Below are 22570 nucleotides of genomic sequence, written 5' to 3'. Positions count from 1 at the left end.
AACAAAAATTATTTTATTCAACACACTCTTTAGTTTTGATTCTATTGACTAATCCAGTACTGATGTCACAAGGAAAGTTGCAGAAGCCTTATCCTTGCCATCACTTAAGGAAACTATACCTCCTGTTAGTGTCAAGTATTTTCCTGGCTGAGCTACACTTTCAAAGCTTACGCCTTTTTTATCTGACAATCCTTCAACGGTTTTAAAAGACTGATTTGCTGCAGATTTTTCAGTGGCCTTTGTGTCCTGACATAGGGTAACTGTGCCATCAGAATTTGCTGTGATATAAAGACCTGGTTTGTTTTCAGATTCAATGGAAACGTAGGAAGCATTTTCTGCATCAGCTTTACCTGGTCGAATCACCCACTGCTCGTCCTTGGTGTTTACAGGTGATTCTTCCGATGAAATTAGCTTCACATCCTTGTATGGATAATCACTGTCCATTGAGGAATTAAGGAATGCCTCATGAGCAATGTACTGACTGCCATCCATGGTGGTGATTGCAGACTTCATGCCATCAATTCCTGCTGCACTCTCCTCAAACATATCTATGGTGTAATCCGTATTTACGATAATTTCCTCTATGCAAGCTGTTCGCCTGAATCCACTTCCCGCTGGCAAAGAACCATTGTGATATACAAAGTAGGTCTTGCCCTTGAAATCAAAAACCGCCATGTGATTTGTGTTAGAGGTGGCGGTTGGAGTCATAATCATCTGCGTCTTACTCCACTTTCCAGAAATCAAATCATCTGTGGTAGCGTAGGCCATGCACTCTCTCCACTGATGAGCGAAGAACAAATAATATGGGCCATCGTAATTTCCATGGCCATCACTATGGCGATAAATCCATGGTGCCTCCGTGTAGCTGTCGAGCCCTGCTGTGCGAGTAATAATATCATCCTCTCCCGGCGTCTTTCCATTGGTAATCTTGCCGTCACCGTTAACATCCTTTATAGAAATCATATCTTCATTAAGCTCGCAGACAAAAAACATTCCATTGCCCCAGGCGAGATAGCGATGCTCCTCACCACTCTCATCTGTCTCAATCCATGCTGTTGGATCGATGTCGTTGTAGGTGCTGGTGTTTGGCTTTGTGACAGAGCTTTTCACCAGCGGCTCACCAATATCTTCAAACTTTCCTGTTGGCGAATCTGAAACTGCCACACCGATACACTGCTTTCCCGTCTTGTCCCAACTGCAGTAATAGAGATAATATTTGTCCTTGCCATCTGTAGGATCCTTGTGCTTCATCACCTGTGATGCCCATGCAGAAGTATCACCACTATCCCAGCTCACATCCTCCATGGACATTACCACGCCTTCCGCATTCCAGTTCTTCAAATCCGTAGATGAATAGCAAAGATACTCTGGAATGTTGTAAATAGATTTTGCAACCTCCTCGTCTGTGGACGCATCATGCCCAGTGTAAAGATAAACCATGTCACCATCCACCAACACCGATGGGTCTCCCCCATAGACAATATTCTGATTGTCTGCAACCATCGGATTTCCTGTGGTGCATTTTTCAATCGTAATTTCCTTCGGCGCTCCGCAAGCTGTGAGCACACCCGCGCCCACCATCGCAAGCGCTAACATTCTTCTCCTCAATGTGTAATCCCCCTTCGCGTAATTAGCATTTAGTTTGCATATATATAAACTATTTTAACTATATGTATAACATTATTTTTCGTAAAACGCAAGTGGAGAAAAAGGCCCCTAGTAGCCATCAAGCTCATGGGTAACTCAAGTGAAACATGTGTTGAACGGAGTTAACCATGGCTTGTAGGCGTAACTAGGGGCCTCATACAATGGTCGCTATATAATGTTTTTTATTTATTTGAGCGTCTCCAGATATGCATCTTCTCAGCCTCTGCGATGAGCTCATCGCGGAAGTCAGGATGTGCGATTGAAATAATCTTCTCTGCACGTTCCCATGCTGAAAGTCCCTTGAGACAAACCTTGCCGTACTCAGTAACAAGATAATGTGTGTTAGCACGTGTATCAGTTACGATTGAGCCCTCTGCAAGTGTAGGACGAATACGGCTCTTTACTGTGCCATCCTTTGTTGTGAATGTAGATGAAAGACAAACAAAGCTCTTTCCACCCTTTGAAAGGTAAGCACCGAGCACGAAGTCAAGCTGTCCGCCTGCACCAGAAATGTGCTTTGTTCCAGCAGACTCTGCATTAATCTGTCCGAATAAATCAACATCAACTGCATTGTTGATAGAAATGAAATTATCAAGAGCCGAAATCTGGCGGATATCATTTGTATAATCAACAGGTGCACTCATAAGCTCTGGATTCTCATCCATGTAATCGTACATCTTCTTTGTACCAGCACCGAAAGCATATGTCTGACGGAATCTATCGATATTCTTCTTTGCACCAGTAATCTTTCCCGCGCGAGCAATATCAACAAAAGCGTCAACATACATCTCTGTATGAACACCAAGATCCTTAAGGTCCGACTCGGCAATCATTGCACCAACTGTGTTTGGCATTCCACCAATACCAAGCTGTAAGCAGGCACCGTTTGGAATCTCCTCAACGATAAGCTTAGCAACAGCCTTATCAACCTCTGTTGGAGCTCCGCCGCCACCCATCTCAAGGATAGCTGGGTTCTCACCCTCAACAATAGCATCAACCTTTGAAATGTGGATGCCTTCCTCAAAACCACCAAGGCAACGAGGCATGTTCTCATTAACCTCTACGATGATGTGCTTTGACTTCTCAACTGCAGCCATAAGGTGTGACGCATTTGGTCCGAAGTTGAAATAGCCATGGTTGTCCATTGGAGTTGTCACAATCATAAGAACATCGTTTGGCTCAATGTGATCACGATAGTATCTTGGAAGCTCAGAATATCTGATTGGGGCATAGAAAGAGCATCCTCTGCTGATAAGCTTTCTCTCGATGCCACCCATGTGCCATGAGTTCCATGTGAAATGCTCTGCTGCATCCTCTCTATCAAAAATAGCTGGCTGCTTCATAAGAATACCGCCACGAACCTTTACGTCTGTAAGCTCATCAGTGCGTGCTGCAAGTGCCTTATCCAATGCATCAGGTGTGCCAGTGCACCAACCGTAGTCTACCCAGTCACCGCTCTTTACTACCTTTACAGCCTCTGCTGCGGTAGTGAGCTTTTTCTTGTACTCAGCTTGAAAATCCATAATAACCTCCGCTCGTTAAAAATTTATCAATTAGCTAAATTTTACCACTTCTGGGGAGCGGCTTCAATAAATACATTGTGTTTTTTGGAAAAATCACTCTAGTTCTTTTTAGTTCTACTGCAAGGCCTATCATATTTTCTGTCTTGGTCCATACAACCAGTTGCGTACCCCAACAATCCTGTCTTTTTCAGATTGAGAGGTACAATTAGCCTTCAACGGTACCCCAAGAATCCTGCAAATTAGCTAGCTTGTGGCGCCACAGTACCCCAAGCTTCAATTTTTCCATTATTACGGTGGTATCAAATCCACTTTCCGTACCTCAAGCTATTCAGCTTTTCCCCGTCTTGTGGTACCAGCGTACCTCAAGATTACAAAAGTCCACATTCCTTGTGGTACCAAAAACCTCTCTGGGTACCCCAATTTTCAAAAAATCTGCTTTCTTGTTGCACTGAAGAACAACAATCCCCTCATTTCATCCAAAAACAAAGGGCCCTCGTATTTGATTATTCCGATTTAATATAAGAAATAGCCCCAGCTTAAACCTGCCAGGGCTATTATACGTCAACGATTCTTAATTATTTTTCCTCAGTCTTTTCGAAACCATAGGTACCTATGTAAGCAAACTCATTGTCCTCATTGTATATACCCACAGTTACATTAACATTGCCGTCCTCATTTTCCTTAATTTCCATGCCAACGTTGTATGTTGTATCTTTATTACCATTAGGATCCTGAACTTGAGAATACTTATACTCTTCATCAGGAATATGCACATACCCTGAAGATGTAGTAGCCTCACTAGGATATTCCTTAGCCATCTTGGCCTTATAATTGGTCTCATAATCAGCTAAATACTGTTGCTTTTCTTCCTCGCTAGCAAATGGATGCTTTGTATAATTCTCATCAGAATAATAACCTGCCAATGTACCAGTCGTCTTCCATATATTAGTGCCTTCCTGCTCTACTTCCTTTGCTTCTTTATATCCTTCTCCTGAATATGCATACTGGTACACATCGACTCTGTTACCTTTCTCAGATACTTCTCCTTCATCCTCATACTCGTAATATTCGTCACCCGTTGGATCATATTCCTCACTCGAACCTGATGAACTTGAAGTTCCTTTTTCTCTAGGAGCTACTATTATTTCGCCAAACCAAGATACGTTTTCAGCAGTTGATGCATCATATCCATCAGTGTAATAAACAGGTTTAAATTCGTTTATTGTATCTATTGTAAAGTACTTATTCTCATCTTCATTATTTCTATATGCTGCATATGCAGAGTCAGCTTTAACAATGTAAAGTTTCAACTCCTGATATTTTGACGAAGCTGTTTCTGTACCTGTAGATGAAGAATCAACAAATGCATTAGTACCTACTGTTCCAACAAAAGTTAAACCTGCTGCTTTAGCAATTAATTCATCTACTTTACTTGTTGTTGCTACAATAGTTACTCCGCCACCAGAATTATTTTGCGCTGCAATCTCAGCAGCTCTATTAACAGCATTCTGTACTACTGAAAAATCAGTTGTACCAAGCTTTAATGCAATCTGATAAGCTGCAGGTGTAATCTTAACAGTATCTACAGCAAGAGACTCAACTGTGATACCTTTTTCTGCACAAGCTGCAATTGTAGTAATAGTTCTATCTTCCTTAGCTGCAAAAGCTACATAATGCTCATAGTACTTGATGATATCTGTACCAAACTGTGCCTTTAAATCAGAATATGCTGAAGCATAAGCTGATGGGTCAAAGTTTGCATTACATGTACGTCCTTCAAAGATTCCACATAAACAGAAGTGTTCAAATAATTTATCATAATCACTGCCTAGCTTTTCAACAAGCTCTGGGTTCTGAGCCTTATAAAACTCAACATCAAAAATAGATGCCAAAACCTTCTTCTCGGCAGCGGTTAATTTTCCATACTTAACCTGATCTGGTGCTGTTGCCTGAGTAAGGCCAGCTGCATCAGCTGTAATAGCAGGCGTTGCTACTGAAGCAACCATTGCAAAAGCCATCATAAATGCCAATACCTTTTTTCTTCTCATATAGAATACCTCCACATAAAAATAGTCAGCTCAACACTTCTCCCTTTAGAGTCTGACTATTTGGAATTCTACACTCAAAAAAAGAAAAAGCAAGTATATACTCCAATAATACATACATTATTCACAGACAATTCTCCATTTAGTCACAACTTCTCACATCAAAAATTCCGCTATTTTATCTTCAACATTTTTCAAATCAATAACATCATTCTCTGTCTCCATTGTGATGATCAAGTCTCTTCCAAGGAGAAAACCATGTTTTTCATATGACAATATCTTCTTAAAATTCTTACTGCTATATCCTTCATCATCTACCAACCCCAGATGCTCCCAAATATATGTCTTTCTGTTCCTTACATTTAAGACTAAGAAATCAGGATAATAAATGTTATCTCGCCCCAAAACTAGTTGCGGCTCATACTGGTAAGGTATCCCTTTTGCATAAAGCATATCTGCAATAAACTTCTCAGATTTGGATCTTACTATTTCCCCTCGCTTTGTTTTAATTGGCTTTGAAATTGGATAATTATTCTTTCCACCAGAATGCTTCTCTAACCAATCAGCCACATACTCATCAGTTGGAGTAACTAATGGCTTAACCAATCCTTTTCTTCCTTCACCAAGCTTTTCATATAATTGCTCTATGTCTGAATCCTCATAGTTCCGTATCATTTTTTCTAGACAATTCTTACGCTGCTTTAAAGTTTTGTTGGCCTTCATTTCATAATCCAGCTGCGCGATTTTCTGAATCAGATTTTTTCTTGATGTGCTAATATATTTTTCGCAATCTGTTCCATTTGATTTAAAATAATACTGGTATGATTCCTTCTTTTTTCTGACTCTAAGACTCCCCTCCGGAACCCCCTCCAAGCTTTTCATATTAGCCTCATTAATCACAAGCAAATCTTTCACTGCATTCAGCTCATTTTCAAAGTATTCTTTCATCTCTTCAGCACTCTTTTGTTTCTTCATAAATCCTCCTTGTGCAAAATAAAAATATTGTTGTTGGAAATCCTCATGTTTCCAAACAAAAGTATACGGTCCTTGCATGTTCTTCCTTGCTTGGAAGACGCTAGGCCAGATTTTTTGCCCTACAGCTAGTTTTAGCAATTTGGTACCCCAAGATTTTTAGCTTTTTAATCCTAGTGGTACTATAAGCTTCCAATGGTACCCCAAGGAAACAGCGAATCTCTATTCTTGAGGTAGTGTAGTACCCCAATCTGCAAGATTTCACCAATCCCGGTGGTGCCGAATCAGCTCATGGTACCTCAAGAAATTACACTTTTCCAAGTCTTGTGGTACCAGCACACCCCAAGATTAGTAAAGTCCACATTCCTTGTGGTACCAAAAACCACTACGGGTACCCCAATTCTCAAAAAACCTGCTTATCTTGTTGCACTCAAGAATAGCAATGCCCCGCTTCCTCAAAAACAAAGAATGCGGTGGTACCACCCAACAAACTGTACATGGACCACGATATTTAGTTAAGCCGCCAATGGATTTTTAATACTCGAATGAGTATGATTAATGAATTGTATCACGGAATTCAATAATAATAAAGCATTATTTCAAAAATCCCCAGTAGACAGCGCTAGCCATCCACTGAGGATTCAAATCAAAATCGGCCATTGACCATTTCTTTCTTAACAACAGCCTAATTCATATTCTATTTCTCTAGCCCGCCCATGCTGTAATCACTCTTGGAGTTCCAGAGAATCCACTCCTCGTAGCCGGCTGCGTAAACTGCTTCAATCTGCTGGCGGATTTCTGGGCCACCATAATTGATGTAGCCATCCACCCAGCTGGCGGTGAAGGCCTGAAGCCAAGGTCTAACCACTGCTCCATTAGCACCCTGACCACCAGCAGCATTTCCACTGGAAGCTCCATCACCAGAACGCAATGATTCCAGTGCTTCATTTGAGCCTTCAAGCGCAGCATAAATTGTGTCATAAGGAGCTGCGTCCGGCACGTCCAATCCGAACTCGCCTGCAGCGTAATGTGATGGGTAAATCATTGGGCAAATGACATCCAGATTAGAAACCAGTGTTACGTAGTCCTGGCCTACATGCTTTGCATCCGCAGTGCTTTTGATAATTGTTCCAAAGACATCTGCCGCAACAGGGACATTATACTTATGTGCCTCATCACAAACTCTGCCAAGGAACTGTGTGATGTAGCTCTGACGATTGTCATCATCAGATACTGCGCCATACAAAGCTTCCTCTGCATTCTGTCCAATTGGAAAACGAACATAATCCAGCTGGATTTCATCAAAACCAAGCTCACAGCAGCTGTCCACAAGACTTAAAATGTAATCCCAAACCTCTTCCTTGGTTGGATTAACCCAAGCATTTCCATTTGCATCGGTAACAGGTGAGCCGTCTGAAGCAGTCAACGCCAATTCCGGATGTGTGGCTGCCAAAATTGGATCCTTAAAGCATGGGATTCTTGCAATCACATAGATATCATTTTTCTTAAGTTCAGCCAAAAGCTTTTCTATATCCTTAATGTAAGCAACACCGGCATCCATGCTGATTACATTTTCATTATTCATTTTGAAGGTGACATTTCCCGCATCATCCTTAACATCAATTACCACAGCATTCAGCTCTGTTTCATTCACGAGACTGATGATGTCATCCATCCTCTCAGAGCCGGCTGTTGGGCCTGTCACATATATTCCCTTGACCTTCAGATGATTATCTCTCCAGTCAGCCATTGAAGTAGGCACTTCTTCCTCGGCTATAACCTCAGCCTGAGCCATAGCCTCTATATCATCCTGCGTTTCCTGAATCTCACCAGACTGCAACACAGCCGCAACTCCACAAAAAACAATCAATCCTAGAACTGCTGCAGCACTTATATACTTCTTCATAATTCTCCCTCATTAAAAACATACTAAGCAGTATTGTATCACAAGGATACTATTCATGGTATATCTTAAAATTCACAAAACCTGCTTTTGACTTTTACTTGGTGAATGTAACATGAACACAATTATCCTAAATCTTGTTTGGTAAGGTCATTTGTAGTCTATGACAGTGTCTGTGTATATCAAACAGTTGCTTCAAAGTGCAAAATCAATAAAAATACACCCACTAAAAGCTACATCAGTAGCATTAAGAGAATCTATTATTTTGCTCCAATTCACCTATACAGACCTGCAAGGTGGTGGGGACCATGTCCAATCTATCCCTATATTAAAAGATATACCATGAATAGTATCATCACATGCTGGTAGCAACCGTCATCGACAAATGCTGACTATGGAAAAATAATGTTTAGTGTTATAATTTAATTATCCAATTTCATTAGGAGGTAAGACGATGGCAAAACAAGAAATTGAAGTTGCTGGTGCTAAGAGGCAGATAAAGATTACCCCTTTTGAGCATCACACAAAATATCATGAGACAGATCAGCAGGGAATCATCCATCCTTCCAACTATACCAACTGGATGGAGGATGCCTGGATGAATTTGATGGAACAGATGGGCCTTGGTTTCAAGCAGATGCTTGATATGGAAATCAGCTCGCCTGTAGTTTCCCAGAGCATTGAGCATAGAAGCTCAATCAAATTTGATGAGACGGTAATTGTCGACACAAAGCTACTGTCCTACGATGGTCATGAGATGGAAATTGCATATCGTATATACGATAAAGCAACTGGTGAGGACCGTGCTGTTGCTCGCAGTGTTCACTGCTTTGTAAACAAAGCAGGAATCCCTATTTCCATGAAGCGTGCTTATCCAGAATTAGATACCAAATTCTTTGAATTTAAATAGCGGGAATTTGCACAATAAACTCCAACATAAAATAATCCCTGATGGTTATTATACCACCAGGGATTTTTTATGGATTACTTGGATGGTAACTCTGGGCGCTCGCCCTCACTAAATCCCTCTGGTGGTTCACCATCTGGCTTCTGACCACCATTTCCACCTGGGCCTCCATTACCTCCGAAGCCGCCACCTGGACCACCTCCAGTGGAGGTTTCTCCAGTGATATTGTTTTCACCTCCGTTTTCAATAATTGGACTGTTACAGCCGCCTGAAGCTGTAACCTTTCCACCGTTGATGATTACCGATGCCTCATCTGCATCAAGTGCTCCTTCAGGAACCTGTGCACCTGTAGCATTCACTTCACCACCATTAATAGTGATGCATCCATCATAATTTCCATTGCAATCAATGGCGTCACCATTTGTGCTTGTCACAGTAATTTTTCCATCATTTATCTCAATGTAATAGCCTGCGTTGATTGCATCATCCACAGTTGTGATATCGATTTCACCACCATAGATATAAATTGAGCCCTTTGCCTCCAGACCCTCATCATCACTTGAGCCAGTGATTGTTCCACCATTAATCACAAAGAGGTCTTCACTTTCCATCATGTCGCTGGCCGCTTCAATATTAATGCTTCCTCCGTCGATAGAAATCAAATCATTGGCATGAATTCCATCTGTGCCCTTTGAAACAATATTGATATTTCCCGACTCAATATAAAGCTTGTCGTCAGAGACTATACCGTGCTTGTGATTTGCAGTGATGTTAAGAGTGCCATCACCAAGGATGATAATATCGTCCTCGCAGGAAATAACTCCCTTTCCAATCTCCTCACCTGATGAAGAATCAGTTGCATAATCGGAGCTGTCCTCAAGAGTATTTGTTGTGCCACTAGCAAGCTCAATGTAAAGATTCTTCACCTGTGCGCCATAAATAACAGGTCCATTTGTGCTTGTAAGCTCCACCCCGTTCAGGATAAGCTTCACATTTTCCTCAGTGTTAATCACAATAGATGTGGCGCTTGAACTACCTGTCAGAGTGTATGCGCCCCCCTCAGTGATGCACAAGACACCATCTTCATTTGTCGCACCAGCTCCATCTATTGTCATTCCTGATTCTGTAAATGTAACTGATGCTTTTTCCTCCCAATCCGTATTTACGGTAAGAGCTTTATAGTCATCAATAGTCGATGTAGCATTCTCTGAGTTTGCCACCTTCGTAGAGGTTACCTCCGCCGTGGTGGCACTCCCAGAATCTCCTGTATTTGAAGCTGATGTGATTGCTCCACATCCAGCCAATGTTCCTATTATCATAAGCCCCATAAGAGCCAATACTATTCTTCTTTTCATAATTACAATTCCTCTGCTTCATTTGCATCACAACGTCCACAAACAACTGTAAGATTTCCGTTTCTCATTCGGATTTCATCCAGGAAATTCTTCTCCTGTTTTTCATCGTTGAGTCGGATACGATAATTAATTTCGTACATTGAGCCCATGTTTGTTGTTCTAACTGCCACCTGCTTTGCAGTCTTTGTGTACTTGGCAAAAAGATCGTCGAATATATCGCTATAATCCAGGTTCTCTGGGATTGTCACACGTAAATCCTTTTCATCACCATCATGGTTCGCATAGCCTGTGAAAAATAATCCGAAGTGAATTGCACAAACGAGAGCTGTCACGAGTGCTGCCAGTGGCAACTCGCCGATTGCACAAACGATACCAATCGCCATTGCAAAGAAAATGAATCCGATGTCGCGTGAGCTTCCCTGCAATGATCTGAATCGTACCAGTGAAAACGCTCCAACTACCGCCAAGCTTGTTCCAAAGTTTCCATTAACTGCCAGCATTACTATGCAAACCAGTATCGGTAAAATGATAAGTGTCCTTGCAAAATTCTTTGATGTCTTGCCAGTTTTGATATATGTAAGTGAGATTATAAGTCCTAAAATTCCTGACGCTAATGCGTCGATAATCGCGTCAACTATTGTGAATGTTGTCTCAACGCTTGATGCCTGAAGTGCTGCTAAAATTGATTCCATTTTTTACTCCTTTATACTGCTAACGAATGTTCTGCTGCTTCCTTAAGCTGTTTCTTGTAGAAATTTCCATACTTGGAAAATGATGTTGGATAACCCCTGTATTTAGACAGAAGCCTTGCAAACCAAAGTGGCATTGCATCTGATATTTTAACCTCCATCAGCCGCTGTCCTGGTTCCAAAAGATATTCGTTATCCTCATCACTGTACAGTGTCAGGTTCCAGGTACGACTTCTGATGTTCTGATCAAAGGTAACTCTGAACTCTGAATCCTCCTTACCATACATTGCCAACCGGTCATATGCGATGTAGCGCTTCGGCTCGATTGGATAATGTGAGAAGAAATAATCTATCTCTTTGAAAATCTGATTTGGATGACTTGGCATTTTTCCATCTATCAGATAGGTTTCTGCCTCCTCCATTGGAATTGCCACTCGCCTTTTATTGACCAGTCCCTTGTACTTCTTCTTTATCTCAAGAAAACACATGCTATCGTAGGTCGGCTTGCCGTAGCATCTGACTCGAAACTTCTCTTTGTATTTTGGTCCCTCAATGGAGGTTCGAATCAGCTCATCATCTGGTGTATCGTAGTATATATTTCGAATTGTGTGCAGTCCGTACTCATCTTCTAACATGTACTCATCCAGCTCCTTCTTGAATGCCAGATATGTCTGCTCATCCAGTAAAAATTTCTTTTCGTATCGATTAAAAACTTTTTGAATTTGTCCCATAGGAATTCTCCTTCCTGCGAATTTGTGAATCTCTATGCTGCTACTTTACTGTACGAATGTGACGGACAGGTGAGCGCAGTCGGAAGAATTGCGGAAGACTGACGGAAGATTTCAAAAATCCACCAATACATCAAAAGCCCCAGTTACGGCTACAAGCCTTAGAGTCTCTCTGTTCGACTACATGTCTCACTGAGAGACCTAAGAGCTTGATGCCTACTGGGGCTCTCCTAGTTCTCGCAATATTCCAATACGCAAATACGAATTAGCCTTTCATGCCCATCTCCGTCAATAGACGAATGAGTTCCAGGTCGCTTTCCTGGATTCGAAGGTTGGTCTCGATGCGCTCTCCGGTTGAATCAGTGACTGCGATTTCAATGACTGAACCTGGAGTCATTGCACGTCCCTTCACCGCATTAAAAAATGGAAGCAGCTTTGGGTGATTTGAATTGAATGTCTCTGCTGCACTTCTAACTTTAAATAAATCTGCTGGATTAAATCCCATAAAATTCTCCTAATCCGCTGGTTATCTACTCCGCTGGTTGCATTTTCAATATACTCTTAGCTGTTACACTTACAAGCCTGATGATTTCTCAGTTCGACTAACGGGATACTCGCCCATGCAAATTGCTAAAGCAATGGGCTCGTCATGTTCTCGATTTGCTTTGCAAATCAAGAAATTTCTCACTTAAGAAATATCAGAGCTTGTCAGCTACAGCTATCTATAGGTACTGAGCAACCAGCTCATTATATACTCATATGTTTTTTAACCAGCTCACGTAATACTTCACATCAAATTATATATTTACGGATGATCTTTCGCAACTCTTCTTCCTTAATAGGCTTGGCGATGTAGTCGGTGAAGCCAAGGCGCTCATACTCTTCCTTGGCGCCAACAACTGCATTGGCCGTCTGCATCACAATTGGAGTCTCCTTGTTTGGATTATCAGGAAGATTATCAATGAGAGTCTTAAGCTCCAATCCATCCATGCCAGGCATCAGATGATCAAGGAAGATGATATCGTATTTGTTTCTCTTAATCTTCTCAATGGCCTCCGGACCGCTAAGAGCTGTATCCACAGATATATCAGTATTGTTTAAAAGCACCGAGAATACTCGAAGATTAATTGCCACATCATCAACCACAAGAATCTTGCCAAACACATCAAAGTTTTCGTGACGATCCATGACACGTCGATCTCCGTTAGGTCCCATGGAGAATGTTCCACAAGGCTCAACCGAACGGATTTCCTGAGGAATCATTACTGTAAATGTAGAGCCTTTTCCGAGCTCAGACTCTACCGTAATTGTTCCGTCCATCAAATCAACCAACTGCTTCGTAATGGTAAGACCAAGTCCCGTACCTTCTATTCGTTTACTGTTAAACTCACCAACACGCCTGAAGGATTCAAAGAGGAATGGCATATTTTCCTCAGCCACACCAATTCCCGTATCAGTAACCGTCACAATCAGCATCAGCTTTCCATCATTAATCTTGCCCTGAACCGATAATGTAACGCGGCCCTCAGGAGTATATTTAATGGCATTTGTCAAAAGGTTTGTAATTATCTGAATGATTCGCTCCTTGTCACCGCGAAGTGTTGAAGGAAGCACATCACTCATGTCCACCTCAAATGACAAACGATTTGCCTTTGCCCTTGGACGAACCAGTGCGTAACATTCGCGAATCATGTCCATCAAATCATAGTCCTCAGGGGAAATCTCAAATTTTCCTGCAGTAACCTTCGCTAAATCAAGGACCTCATCAACTATCGAAAGGAGATAATTACCTGCGCCATTAACATCTCTGGCATAATCAAGGATATTTTCTTCCTTACTCTCGCGAAGAATCATCTTGTTCATACCAAGTATGGCATTGATTGGTGTTCGCATCTCGTGGGACATACGTGTCATAAATGCAGTGCTGGCATCATGAGCCTGAACAGCAGCATACATTTCTCTCTCAGTATCTCTAATATCCCTCAATGCTCTGATGTAAGCCATTACCATCAGGAAAACAAGGCCACACATTAGATAAAACGGGTTCATGATAATCGGATGCTTTGTCTGATAGTAATACATCTGAAAAGCGCCCATAAACATAGCGCCAAGGACACCAATAAACTCTGGCCAGTATGCCTTCACACGGCCCGCTAGCAAATCAGGAATAGAAGTAAGAATATATGCAACCACAGTAAGGGCGAATGCAATAAATGAAATTTGAAGCAAATTGCTTAAATCAGTATCATTGTAGAACTGAAGAATAATAGCTACAAATACAGAGAATTCTTCCAGTACCGCCAGGCACATATAAATCATTCGATAGCGTCCCTGCTGCAGTCTGTCGAAGTAAAGACTCATTGCAATCGGAATCATTCCAATTGCTGTGTAGGTTAAATATGACAATAATGAATAGTTTGGCACGAACAGTTGTCGGCAGCTTGACTCAGCAAGCGCCCACATGCTAGCACAGATTACGCTCCAACCTGCAAAGAACAGCGAAATCGCCCTGTTGTACGCAATTTTTACGCTGACACCAATAATGAAAGCAATAACACCCAAAGTCAAAGACACTAATATCATAAGTAGTGTGTATCGCTCCTCTTCGTAAATGTGTTTTACTATGCCAAGCTGTGTTCCAATAATAAATCCGTCTATAACGCCTGAGTAATTATTATTTCCCTTTAATACAATCTTAATAGTTGACCCATTATCTGCTGGTGTGAGGGGAACAAAGACCATAATGCTCGGACTATGATCACCGAAAAGGCGGGTCTTAGCTGTAGAATAGGTATATCGCAATTTCTCGCCAACGTACACCTCCACGTCCTGCTTATTTGAATTGAAGCCCAAATAGCAGTCCTTGTCCTGCCATGCTTTCACCTTATTTCGCATGACAAATTCATGAGACCCCTCCGCCTCATAGTTTCCAGGAACGCTAATCTCCTCAACTATTCCATTCCAATGAATTCTCTTCCATCCCTCATTGAAATCCTCTATCGTCATGTCCGTGTAACTTCTCTCGTCTGAAAGCGAATATTCTCCCACGAAGGTCATAATGATAATAAAGAAAAATAAAAGGAGTCCACCAATTAATGTCAAGTTGTAAACAAAACTATTAGTACTTTTCATATCTCATCCCCATTTTGCAATCGTTGAGTAACACACAATTAGTCATCTTCTAGTATAAATTGTTGACAGTGATTAAACAACAAGTTACGAAAATAGTCACAAAATTATTATAGAATTATCATATTAAATTGTGGTCAATTGTGTTTAGGAGGGCAAAACATGGCAAGTTCTGAGCAAATTGCAAAGGAATATTACGACAAGGGAATTAATCTGATTCATGCCAACAGCGCTGAGCTGGGCATTGATAATCTGAATATGGCAAAAACAATCTATGAGGAGCTTAATGACACCAAAAACTACATCATGACTCTTCGTGGACTGGCCATTGCATACGGAATTCTGGGTTACGATTCGAAAATGCTCTACAAATGCCTTGATGCCTTTAATTACATTGATAAAAACAAGATTCAGGGCGCCAAGCATTACTTTTACACCACAATCTGCAACCGCTACATGCTCTTGGGCGATTATGACAGCGCTGTAAATTATGGAAAAATGGCGATGCAGGATTTGGAGGATTACGGAACAAACTTTGAGAATGAACCTCATTCCTATCTTGTTGCATGCCTGAACCTTGCCTATTCATATCTGCATATTCACAGATTTTCCGAGGCAGAGACCTACATAAAGCGTGCCACAGAAATTGCCAGAAAGAACGATATTCACTATCACGATTTCACCCTGGCTATTTTACATGCAAGCTTCCATCATCAGACTGGGGACGATGAATTTGTATATCAGCATCTTGAGGAATTTGCCGGATTTATGAAGAGCACTGAAATCACAATTCAGGATTATCTTGAGGATATAAAGCTTCTGATTGAAACCTTCTGCAACATGAATGAGTATGCCCGTGCTGAAGCTGTTGCCCAAAATTTGGACTCTACAGCAACCATTTCCAACAACTACCTGTTAAAGCTGGAAACTGCCAGACTGTATATGTACATCTACAAGCAAAGCGGCGAGGATGAGAAATATCATCAGGCCTGCGTTCGCTATGCAGAGGATTCAATCGCATATAAAGATGCCACGGCAGCAGAACATCTGTTGGAGATGGACACATCAATCGCATTGTCTATTGCAGATACTCCTACAGAATTAATATAATTGTCATTATGAAAAAGAAGAAGTTATGGATAATAATAGGTGTGGTTTTGGCTCTCGCCATACTTACAAAAGTAGAGCTGGAATTTAATCCATCATTCAGAGTTTTGGCATCGGTTGTGGACTTCTCCGAATCCACTCTGAACAGTCCCGATTATCTTGCCTACAATATCGACCTGAAGGATTTGTTCCGAAATTACACAAACGCAGATATCCGTTATTCAGGAAGCGCTTATATCAAGAAACTTAAAGGGTTCCCATATTCTATCAGCGGTAGCATCAAAGGTGAACGTTCCTGCGAGCAGCGCAAATTCTCCTGCAAATCCGATTTGAACGTGCTGGTTCTCAATGTGGGAGAAATGGAAGCCTATGCCGACAATGAAACAGTATATCTTGTTGCCCCACTTTTAGGTGACATTTCCTACGGTTTCAATACAGGCGAGAATCTCTTCCTTAAGGCGCCAGATCTTAATAACGATATCAATCAGGAATGGTTCCACAATAACAAACGAAACATTTTCAACTTTGTCCGAAACATTGGAATTGAAAAGACTGAGGAAAAATATATTGATGATGGTACCGAATGCAGCGAATTTAAGCTGACTATTCCACAGGGACAGGGTGATTTCATTTGGGAGCTGCTTGGCACAGATGCACCTGATCACGATATCACATGCTTCATGTATTTAGACAAGCGTAATCACACCCACAAGATTACCTTCGATTTGTCTCATAAGACCAAGGGTGCCTACATTTCAATCTTCGGAAAGAATTTTAGCACTATGGAGATATACGCTCCTCTTCCGGATGAAGAGAAAGTTGTTGCTACTATAAAGCGAAATGGTAACACCAACTATACCAATTCCTTCACCGACAACATTACCTACACTACCAACAAGGGCAAGGTCTTTTCAATCGATACAAATGTCCTTTTGAACTATGTTGATGATGGAATCAAAATCGAAGCAACTGATTTCTCAGTCACAGAAGACAATGTCGTTCTCGCACAGGGATATCTGAAGGGTCGCATTAAAAAGGTTGATGACATGGGCGACGTATTTAAAAATGCAGGTGTCGATTTATCAAATGTCACCGTCATCGATTGGGACACAATAAAAAATGACACCGCCTCTTTCGTAGACGATGTCATTTCACAAGCTCGTAAGAATGTTGATTTGTTCAACTTCTTTGATTAATCAGCCATCTCATCCATTGATGGTGCCAGGCTGAGAAGCTTATATAACAAATCATAAAGGGTTCTTGTTTCATCTGGCGACAGATTAACGCATTTGCCCATCTTAGCAGGTATGTTACATGCCTGCTTTTTTAATTCCTCTCCCTCTTTGGTCAAAGAAATAATAAGGTTTCGCTCATCATCCTTTGAACGCTTTCTAGTCACATATCCCTTCTGCTCAAGCTTCTTAAGAACAGGTGTAAGTGTGCCGGAATCCAAAAACAATTTGTCACCGAGAGCCTTGACAGTAAGCTCCTTCTCCTCCCACACTACCATCATTGTAATGTACTGGGTATAGGTCAAATCCAATGGATCCAGGTATGGCTTATATCTTTTAACAATCTCTTTTGAGCAAGCATATAGTGGAAAGCATAATTGATTAGAAATTTTTAAGCAATCGTATTTATCGCCCATGTCCATTCTCCTTGATATTAAAGATTCTTTGATACGAATTCCTTTAAATTATCCTTTGGAACAAAGCCAATATTCATATCAACCTTCTGTCCATCCTTTAAAATGATGACAGCAGGTATGTTCATTATACCATATTCCTTAGCTAAATCAGGATTTTCATCAGTATCAATGCTATAAAACTTTGCCTGATCTGCAAGCTCCTCAGAAACCTCTTCCAAAACAGGTGCAAGCATCTTGCAAGGGCCACACCATGTAGCATTGAAATCAAGAACTGAAACACCTGACTTATCCATAGAATTAAACTCTGCTGTTGTAATCTTCTTTACCATAATAATCTCCTTTCAAAAAAAACATTGAAACTATTTCACTTGGTTTAAATATGAAACTGCCGACAGTGCTGCCACGTTGCCTTCACCTGCGGCCTTTATGTACTGATATGGGGTGCCTGTGATATCACCACATGCAAACAATCCCTTGATGTTGGTAGCCATTGATCGGTCTACCATTACGTGGTTTCCATCCATCTGAAGTCCAGGAACTAGCTGTGATGGTGCAATCTGCTCACGCAGTATGAAAATACCATCTGCCTTGAAATCCTCTGAATCAGTATGAAGAACTGCCTGACCATCAATCATTTCGATAGCTTGTGGCTTCACATCTTTTGAAACCTTTATGTTATTTTCAAGCTTACCATTATAATCATATTGTGGCAAGTAATAGACCGTCTCAGCCCTCTCTGCAAGGAAACTTGCCTCTGCTTCATCCTCGCTGCTATAGGCAAGAATAATCGCTGTCTTTCCCTTGTACAAAGCTGCATCACAGGTTGCACAATAGCTTACGCCTCTGCCGAGATTTTCCATCTCACCGGCAAATGGCTTCATAGCTGTCATACCTGCCGCTACAATAACTGAAGTTGCTTCATAATCGCCACCGTGACACTGGATAGCAAAATACTGTCCCATTGAATAAACAGCATTTACCTTGTCCTCAGTAATTTCCACGCCCATAGACTTGGCATGGTCTAAAAATGCCTTTGCCATATCCTCGCCAGAAACATTTGGAAGGCCCAAATAGTTCTGGATAGTATGAGCTTTTGAAACCTTGTCTGATGAGCCCTTGCCTCCAAGTAGAAGCACTGACTTATTTCGAACCTTTGCTGTAATGGCTGCTTCAAGGCCTGCAGGGCCTGTGCCAATTACTGCGATGTCATATCTTTCCATATTGTGTACCTCCATATCTTAATTGAATTGTACACAATCTAATTGCATATGTCAACCCCCTACTCAATCAAGGGAACCTTCCCTCCCGGTGTAGGCCCCTCCCTTGACTGGCATGGGGCCTTCCTGCTCGCGCTTTCCATGGTTGTGTGAACACAAAAAGAGCCAGTGTACTAGGCACTGACTCTTTGAAACTGAAATATGCAATTAGTTCTTCTTACGTACAAATACGAAGACGCCTGCTCCTGCGAAAGCTGCAGCAACAGCTACAACTAGCCATACCCAAATTGGTGTGTGTGATTTTTCAATTGCTACTGGAGTTTCCTCGTCCTGGATTGTTGTCTCATCAGCCTCTTCTTCCTCTTCCTGAAGAGATGACTCCTGAACGATTTCTTTCTCTGCTTCCTCGACTACCTCTTCCTCAGCCTCTGTCTCGACGGCAGCAACACGTGTGATTTTTGTCTTAACTGGCTTTGCTGCGGTATCATCAGATGTGTTAAGGTCCTCTGTTCCAGCTGTGCTTGTGAGAACTGTTACAACTCTCTCAAAGTTTGCTGGTGTAGAAGTAGCTGAGCCTGAAGAACTGCTTGAGCTCTTTGAAGTGCTCTGAGACTTTATTTCCTCTGTCTGAGCTGGCTTAGTCTCCTCTGTCTTTGCTTTCTTACCGAAAAGCTTTGAAACATCGAAGCTCTTAACTGCTTCGTTGATTGTATTTACAAGCTTCTTTCCTGTAACATAAGTCATCTGACCAATGTAACCTGGAAGAGCTGCCATTGACTTGATTGAGTTCTTTACAAGCATTGGGAAATCAAATTTACCAATCTGTGTCTCATAGCTTGCATGTACATAGTACTCTGTCTTAACAGCAGCACCATTTTCATCTTTTACTATCTGGCCATTCTCGTCTCTTTCATAGCCATAAGTGTCGTTCCAAGCTGTTGAACCTACTGTTGAACAGTTATGAGTGAAAAGATTAAAATAGCTGTTTGCTGCAAATGAACTAAGCATTACATTAAGATCAGCTGCTGTGGCTTCTCTCTCGATAACCTCGTTTGGTCCCTGATCATAAGCATACTTCTGATTGAAGAGCTCACGGTTAATCCAAACACCGCCATCTGTAGTGCCATTCACAACATAGTCAACAAAGAGCATTCCATCCTTCTGAAGGATTGCTAAAATCTCAGCCTGATGCTCGCGAACATATTCCTCGTCAGCATTCTTGCCTGTTGCAGCATTCCAAAAATCAGCAAGCTTCTGATAATCATTTCCGAATATTTTCATAGCAGCTGGAATGTAGTTCTGCTCGAGACGCTCCTGTATAGAAGCCATTCCGTAGTTACCAATTGAGATATAATCGCCTCTGTTTAAGACAACTGTGCCAGATGTTAACTTTTCATGATTCTGCTCGATGTATAATTCCTGAGCAGCAGCTGCTCTCTCTGGCTCGTTTGCCTCAGTGATTTCATCAGCTGTACTTCTCCAAGAAACCACGCTGCCATCTGGATTATCACATGCTGCATCAAGGATTTCCTTGTAGTCAGGATTGGCAACATAATATCCGTAAAGCTTATCGATAGTAATCTCAAGATTATTAACATAGCTGGTGTAAACGATATACACATGACCGTGAGTTGGGTCACCTGTAGAATCGTCATGACGTGCAACAAGTCTTACTGAACCTAAAACTCCGCCCTCAAGACCGCGCTCCCATGGAGCTGTATCATCTGCATCATAGATGCCATCGCCGTCTGTATCAAGCTTGCATGGGTCAGACTTTAAAACTGCGTACTCTGTGTCGCCATCCTTTTCGATAACTACCTCAGCACCGTTTAATAATCCGTCGCCATCCAAGTCATCCTTGCTCTGAACTTCCTCGTATGAAAGATTTCCAAAAGCCCTCTTGCCATCTCTTGTGAGAATTGTTCCATCGCAAAGAAGCTTTGTCTTTAAATCTGAAAGACCATCCTCGTTGAAGTCCTCATCATCCTTTGCCTCAAGAAGCTCAAGCTCCTCGTCCTCAAGTAATCCTTCCTCAGATGTTTCCTCTGCTGGAAGCTCTACCTCAGGAACTACAAGCTCAGATTCACCTTCCAATTTAATTGCTTCTGCATTCTCTGGAATTACAACAGTTTCAGTAATTCCGCTCTCAACAGGAGCTTCCTCTGCAGGTTCTTCTGAAGATACTGTCTCTTTAGACTCTGAATCTGTAGCCTCTGTAACTGTCTCAGTTGATTCCTCTGCTGTATTTTCTTCTGTCTTATTCTCATCTTCTATCTCTGCGTCAGCAACTTCAATATCAGCCTTCTCAGAGTTGTCCTCTTTGCCAGTTTCTGTTTCAGGCTCTGCCGCTTCCTCTGAACCAGTTTCAATTGTTCTGGTTTGAAGAGTATTATCAGCAGCCGCCTCTGCATCAGCAGTATCCTGTCCAGCCTCTGCCTCTAATAAACTCTCAGCCTGAGTTGCTTCAGCTACAACATCATCCTCAGCATGAACCGAGAAAGACGCAAAAGAAGAAGCTACCAGGGCACCAGCAAGCGCTAAAGATACCACTTTGTAACTCTTTTTCACTATTTATATATCCTCCCTTTTATTGATACTAAGAAGCATTATATCATATAACAAAACTAATAGAAAACTAAAATTTAAAAATCAGTTCCCTTATGTAGAATAAACCACAAAACTCTATCCAAACTGTTCATGCCACAAAAAAACCAAGCCGAAATCGACTTGGTTTTTCTATCTCTGATTAATAATTTAACCCTCAAAAAGCTTGTTTACAAGATTCTCCTGACTCTGCATCTGATTCTTCATTGCCATGTTCTGAGCTGCGCCAACAACTCCACTGCTCTTATATCTTGTCACTGCATCTGCCATGTCAGCATCTTCTTTTCTAGACTGGGCAGCTGTAAGATTTTCCTCTGTATTGTAGTTTGAACGATAGCTGTGCTCAAGGCCATTTGTCTCAGCACCCACCTGGCTTCTCATCTTATTCAAAGATGCGTAGGTCTTATCAAGAGCCTCTGTTGAAATCTGATCTGGATTTCCTGAGATATCGAAATTCTCAAGGTCTGCCAAAACATTGCTAACATTAGTATCGCTCAGGTTTGTGGTGGCCGTTCCGGTATGAATATTCATATCACCGTTGCTGCCATCCAAAAGATTCTTTTCATTGTATTTCGCCTGGTTAATTGTCTGCTTGATTGTTGCAACAGACTCCTCATTTGCCTTCTGCAAAATCTGTCTGTCACTTGAAGAATACAGGCCATTCATCGCTCTGACTGTATTCTGTGTAATGTCCCCTAGAGAATCAGAAATGTTTGCCATCGCACCATCCTTAATATTAAGGGCATCGATTCCATAGGAGATGTTGCTTCTGCCAACCTTCAGTGAAGAAGTCTGCTTCATTAACTGTTTACTAATTGAAAGAGCCACTGCATCGTCAGCTGCTGTATTAACTCTCTTGCCAGATGCAAGCTCTTTTCCAGCCTTATTATGCTTAGCCTCTGTAGCTTTCATGTGATTCTGATTCTTCTGAAATTGCGCTGTGTTTACATTAGATTGAACTCTCATAATACCACCTCAATCCTAATATATTGTTACATAACTACATATTTCCTCATTCTGTAAGTTGATTATAACATCCATTTTCAGGAATGTCTCGTGAACAATTTTTGAACCTCTAACCAATATAAATCATCTG

At 41.5% G+C, this 22570-nt stretch carries 18 protein-coding genes; 3 read left to right on the top strand and 15 right to left on the bottom strand.

Going from position 1 to position 22570, the window contains the following annotated elements; translation table 11 throughout:
* Nucleotides 1–48: 48 nt before the first annotated feature.
* The 5 genes from FXF36_RS10245 to FXF36_RS10225 all read right to left on the bottom strand — a co-directional run bounded on the left by FXF36_RS10245 (nucleotide 49) and on the right by FXF36_RS10225 (nucleotide 8093).
* Nucleotides 49–1596, bottom strand: coding sequence for a family 43 glycosylhydrolase (locus tag FXF36_RS10245; protein WP_151623781.1), 1548 nt, complete (start codon nucleotides 1594–1596; stop codon nucleotides 49–51).
* Nucleotides 1597–1829: 233 nt separating this feature from the next.
* The gene (locus tag FXF36_RS10240; RefSeq protein WP_151623779.1) at nucleotides 1830–3170 is read right to left on the bottom strand and encodes a butyryl-CoA:acetate CoA-transferase; all 1341 of its coding nucleotides are present in this window, start codon (nucleotides 3168–3170) and stop codon (nucleotides 1830–1832) included.
* 575 nt (nucleotides 3171–3745) lie between these two features.
* Entirely contained in the window at nucleotides 3746–5218 is a 1473-nt protein-coding gene (locus tag FXF36_RS10235) for a hypothetical protein (protein ID WP_151623777.1), read from the bottom strand.
* 153 nt (nucleotides 5219–5371) lie between these two features.
* Complete coding sequence (locus FXF36_RS10230) at nucleotides 5372–6190, bottom strand: hypothetical protein (RefSeq protein ID WP_151623776.1); 819 nt, start codon at nucleotides 6188–6190, stop codon at nucleotides 5372–5374.
* A gap of 694 nt (nucleotides 6191–6884) precedes the next feature.
* Nucleotides 6885–8093, bottom strand: coding sequence for a putative glycoside hydrolase (locus FXF36_RS10225; RefSeq protein WP_151623774.1), 1209 nt, complete (start codon nucleotides 8091–8093; stop codon nucleotides 6885–6887).
* A 451-nt stretch (nucleotides 8094–8544) separates the two neighbouring features.
* On the opposite strand from FXF36_RS10225, the gene FXF36_RS10220 reads away from it, so the two are divergent.
* Nucleotides 8545–9000 carry an acyl-CoA thioesterase gene (locus FXF36_RS10220; RefSeq protein ID WP_151623772.1) on the top strand — a complete coding sequence of 152 codons (456 nt, stop codon included), beginning with the start codon at nucleotides 8545–8547 and terminating at the stop codon, nucleotides 8998–9000.
* A 74-nt stretch (nucleotides 9001–9074) separates the two neighbouring features.
* Here the strand turns inward: FXF36_RS10220 and FXF36_RS10215 are convergent, their stop codons facing one another.
* The 5 genes from FXF36_RS10215 to FXF36_RS10195 all read right to left on the bottom strand — a co-directional run bounded on the left by FXF36_RS10215 (nucleotide 9075) and on the right by FXF36_RS10195 (nucleotide 14901).
* A complete protein-coding gene (locus FXF36_RS10215) occupies nucleotides 9075–10352 on the bottom strand; it encodes a carbohydrate-binding domain-containing protein (protein ID WP_151623770.1) in 1278 nt (425 codons plus the stop codon).
* 2 nt (nucleotides 10353–10354) lie between these two features.
* A complete protein-coding gene (locus tag FXF36_RS10210) occupies nucleotides 10355–11044 on the bottom strand; it encodes a DUF4956 domain-containing protein (protein ID WP_151623769.1) in 690 nt (229 codons plus the stop codon).
* Between the two features lie 11 nt (nucleotides 11045–11055).
* On the bottom strand, nucleotides 11056–11772 hold the full coding sequence (locus tag FXF36_RS10205) for a polyphosphate polymerase domain-containing protein (protein WP_151623767.1): 717 nt from the start codon (nucleotides 11770–11772) through the stop codon (nucleotides 11056–11058).
* A 262-nt stretch (nucleotides 11773–12034) separates the two neighbouring features.
* A complete protein-coding gene (locus FXF36_RS10200; RefSeq protein ID WP_151623765.1) occupies nucleotides 12035–12274 on the bottom strand; it encodes a hypothetical protein in 240 nt (79 codons plus the stop codon).
* A gap of 287 nt (nucleotides 12275–12561) precedes the next feature.
* Nucleotides 12562–14901 carry an ATP-binding response regulator gene (locus tag FXF36_RS10195; RefSeq protein ID WP_151623764.1) on the bottom strand — a complete coding sequence of 780 codons (2340 nt, stop codon included), beginning with the start codon at nucleotides 14899–14901 and terminating at the stop codon, nucleotides 12562–12564.
* A gap of 159 nt (nucleotides 14902–15060) precedes the next feature.
* On the opposite strand from FXF36_RS10195, the gene FXF36_RS10190 reads away from it, so the two are divergent.
* Nucleotides 15061–16008, top strand: coding sequence for a hypothetical protein (locus FXF36_RS10190; protein ID WP_151623761.1), 948 nt, complete (start codon nucleotides 15061–15063; stop codon nucleotides 16006–16008).
* An 8-nt stretch (nucleotides 16009–16016) separates the two neighbouring features.
* The gene (locus FXF36_RS10185; protein ID WP_151623759.1) at nucleotides 16017–17201 is read left to right on the top strand and encodes a hypothetical protein; all 1185 of its coding nucleotides are present in this window, start codon (nucleotides 16017–16019) and stop codon (nucleotides 17199–17201) included.
* Here FXF36_RS10185 and FXF36_RS10180 read toward each other — a convergent pair.
* The 5 genes from FXF36_RS10180 to FXF36_RS10160 form a co-directional block, all read right to left on the bottom strand.
* The gene (locus FXF36_RS10180) at nucleotides 17198–17653 is read right to left on the bottom strand and encodes a MarR family winged helix-turn-helix transcriptional regulator (RefSeq protein WP_151623757.1); all 456 of its coding nucleotides are present in this window, start codon (nucleotides 17651–17653) and stop codon (nucleotides 17198–17200) included. The two genes, FXF36_RS10185 and FXF36_RS10180, sit on opposite strands and share 4 nt — an antisense overlap.
* Nucleotides 17654–17670: 17 nt before the next feature.
* Nucleotides 17671–17982 carry a thioredoxin gene (gene trxA / locus FXF36_RS10175; protein WP_243143494.1) on the bottom strand — a complete coding sequence of 104 codons (312 nt, stop codon included), beginning with the start codon at nucleotides 17980–17982 and terminating at the stop codon, nucleotides 17671–17673.
* Nucleotides 17983–18012: 30 nt separating this feature from the next.
* Complete coding sequence (locus tag FXF36_RS10170; RefSeq protein ID WP_151623753.1) at nucleotides 18013–18873, bottom strand: NAD(P)/FAD-dependent oxidoreductase; 861 nt, start codon at nucleotides 18871–18873, stop codon at nucleotides 18013–18015.
* A gap of 204 nt (nucleotides 18874–19077) precedes the next feature.
* Nucleotides 19078–21438, bottom strand: coding sequence for a hypothetical protein (locus FXF36_RS10165; RefSeq protein WP_151623751.1), 2361 nt, complete (start codon nucleotides 21436–21438; stop codon nucleotides 19078–19080).
* Between the two features lie 186 nt (nucleotides 21439–21624).
* Nucleotides 21625–22440, bottom strand: a complete 816-nt coding sequence (locus FXF36_RS10160) for a flagellin (RefSeq protein WP_151623749.1) — start codon at nucleotides 22438–22440, stop codon at nucleotides 21625–21627.
* Nucleotides 22441–22570 lie beyond the last annotated feature (130 nt).

Origin of the sequence: Pseudobutyrivibrio xylanivorans, assembly GCF_008935055.1 — a bacterium.
GTDB classification, from domain to species: Bacteria; Bacillota; Clostridia; order Lachnospirales; family Lachnospiraceae; genus Pseudobutyrivibrio; species Pseudobutyrivibrio xylanivorans_A.
This window is presented reverse-complemented; position numbering and strand designations above follow the sequence as displayed.

What these genes read in the sequence shown, in the direction of transcription:
- trxA (WP_243143494.1), bottom strand. Translation starts at nt 17,982, where the DNA reads ATGGTAAAGAAGATTACAACAGCAGAGTTTAATTCTATGGATAAGTCA.
- FXF36_RS10200 (WP_151623765.1), bottom strand. Translation starts at nt 12,274, where the DNA reads ATGGGATTTAATCCAGCAGATTTATTTAAAGTTAGAAGTGCAGCAGAG.
- FXF36_RS10230 (WP_151623776.1), bottom strand. Translation starts at nt 6,190, where the DNA reads ATGAAGAAACAAAAGAGTGCTGAAGAGATGAAAGAATACTTTGAAAAT.
- FXF36_RS10190 (WP_151623761.1), top strand. Translation starts at nt 15,061, where the DNA reads ATGGCAAGTTCTGAGCAAATTGCAAAGGAATATTACGACAAGGGAATT.
- FXF36_RS10160 (WP_151623749.1), bottom strand. Translation starts at nt 22,440, where the DNA reads ATGAGAGTTCAATCTAATGTAAACACAGCGCAATTTCAGAAGAATCAG.
- FXF36_RS10225 (WP_151623774.1), bottom strand. Translation starts at nt 8,093, where the DNA reads ATGAAGAAGTATATAAGTGCTGCAGCAGTTCTAGGATTGATTGTTTTT.
- FXF36_RS10180 (WP_151623757.1), bottom strand. Translation starts at nt 17,653, where the DNA reads ATGGGCGATAAATACGATTGCTTAAAAATTTCTAATCAATTATGCTTT.
- FXF36_RS10210 (WP_151623769.1), bottom strand. Translation starts at nt 11,044, where the DNA reads ATGGAATCAATTTTAGCAGCACTTCAGGCATCAAGCGTTGAGACAACA.
- FXF36_RS10205 (WP_151623767.1), bottom strand. Translation starts at nt 11,772, where the DNA reads ATGGGACAAATTCAAAAAGTTTTTAATCGATACGAAAAGAAATTTTTA.
- FXF36_RS10245 (WP_151623781.1), bottom strand. Translation starts at nt 1,596, where the DNA reads ATGTTAGCGCTTGCGATGGTGGGCGCGGGTGTGCTCACAGCTTGCGGA.
- FXF36_RS10215 (WP_151623770.1), bottom strand. Translation starts at nt 10,352, where the DNA reads ATGAAAAGAAGAATAGTATTGGCTCTTATGGGGCTTATGATAATAGGA.
- FXF36_RS10240 (WP_151623779.1), bottom strand. Translation starts at nt 3,170, where the DNA reads ATGGATTTTCAAGCTGAGTACAAGAAAAAGCTCACTACCGCAGCAGAG.
- FXF36_RS10185 (WP_151623759.1), top strand. Translation starts at nt 16,017, where the DNA reads ATGAAAAAGAAGAAGTTATGGATAATAATAGGTGTGGTTTTGGCTCTC.
- FXF36_RS10195 (WP_151623764.1), bottom strand. Translation starts at nt 14,901, where the DNA reads ATGAAAAGTACTAATAGTTTTGTTTACAACTTGACATTAATTGGTGGA.
- FXF36_RS10170 (WP_151623753.1), bottom strand. Translation starts at nt 18,873, where the DNA reads ATGGAAAGATATGACATCGCAGTAATTGGCACAGGCCCTGCAGGCCTT.
- FXF36_RS10235 (WP_151623777.1), bottom strand. Translation starts at nt 5,218, where the DNA reads ATGAGAAGAAAAAAGGTATTGGCATTTATGATGGCTTTTGCAATGGTT.
- FXF36_RS10220 (WP_151623772.1), top strand. Translation starts at nt 8,545, where the DNA reads ATGGCAAAACAAGAAATTGAAGTTGCTGGTGCTAAGAGGCAGATAAAG.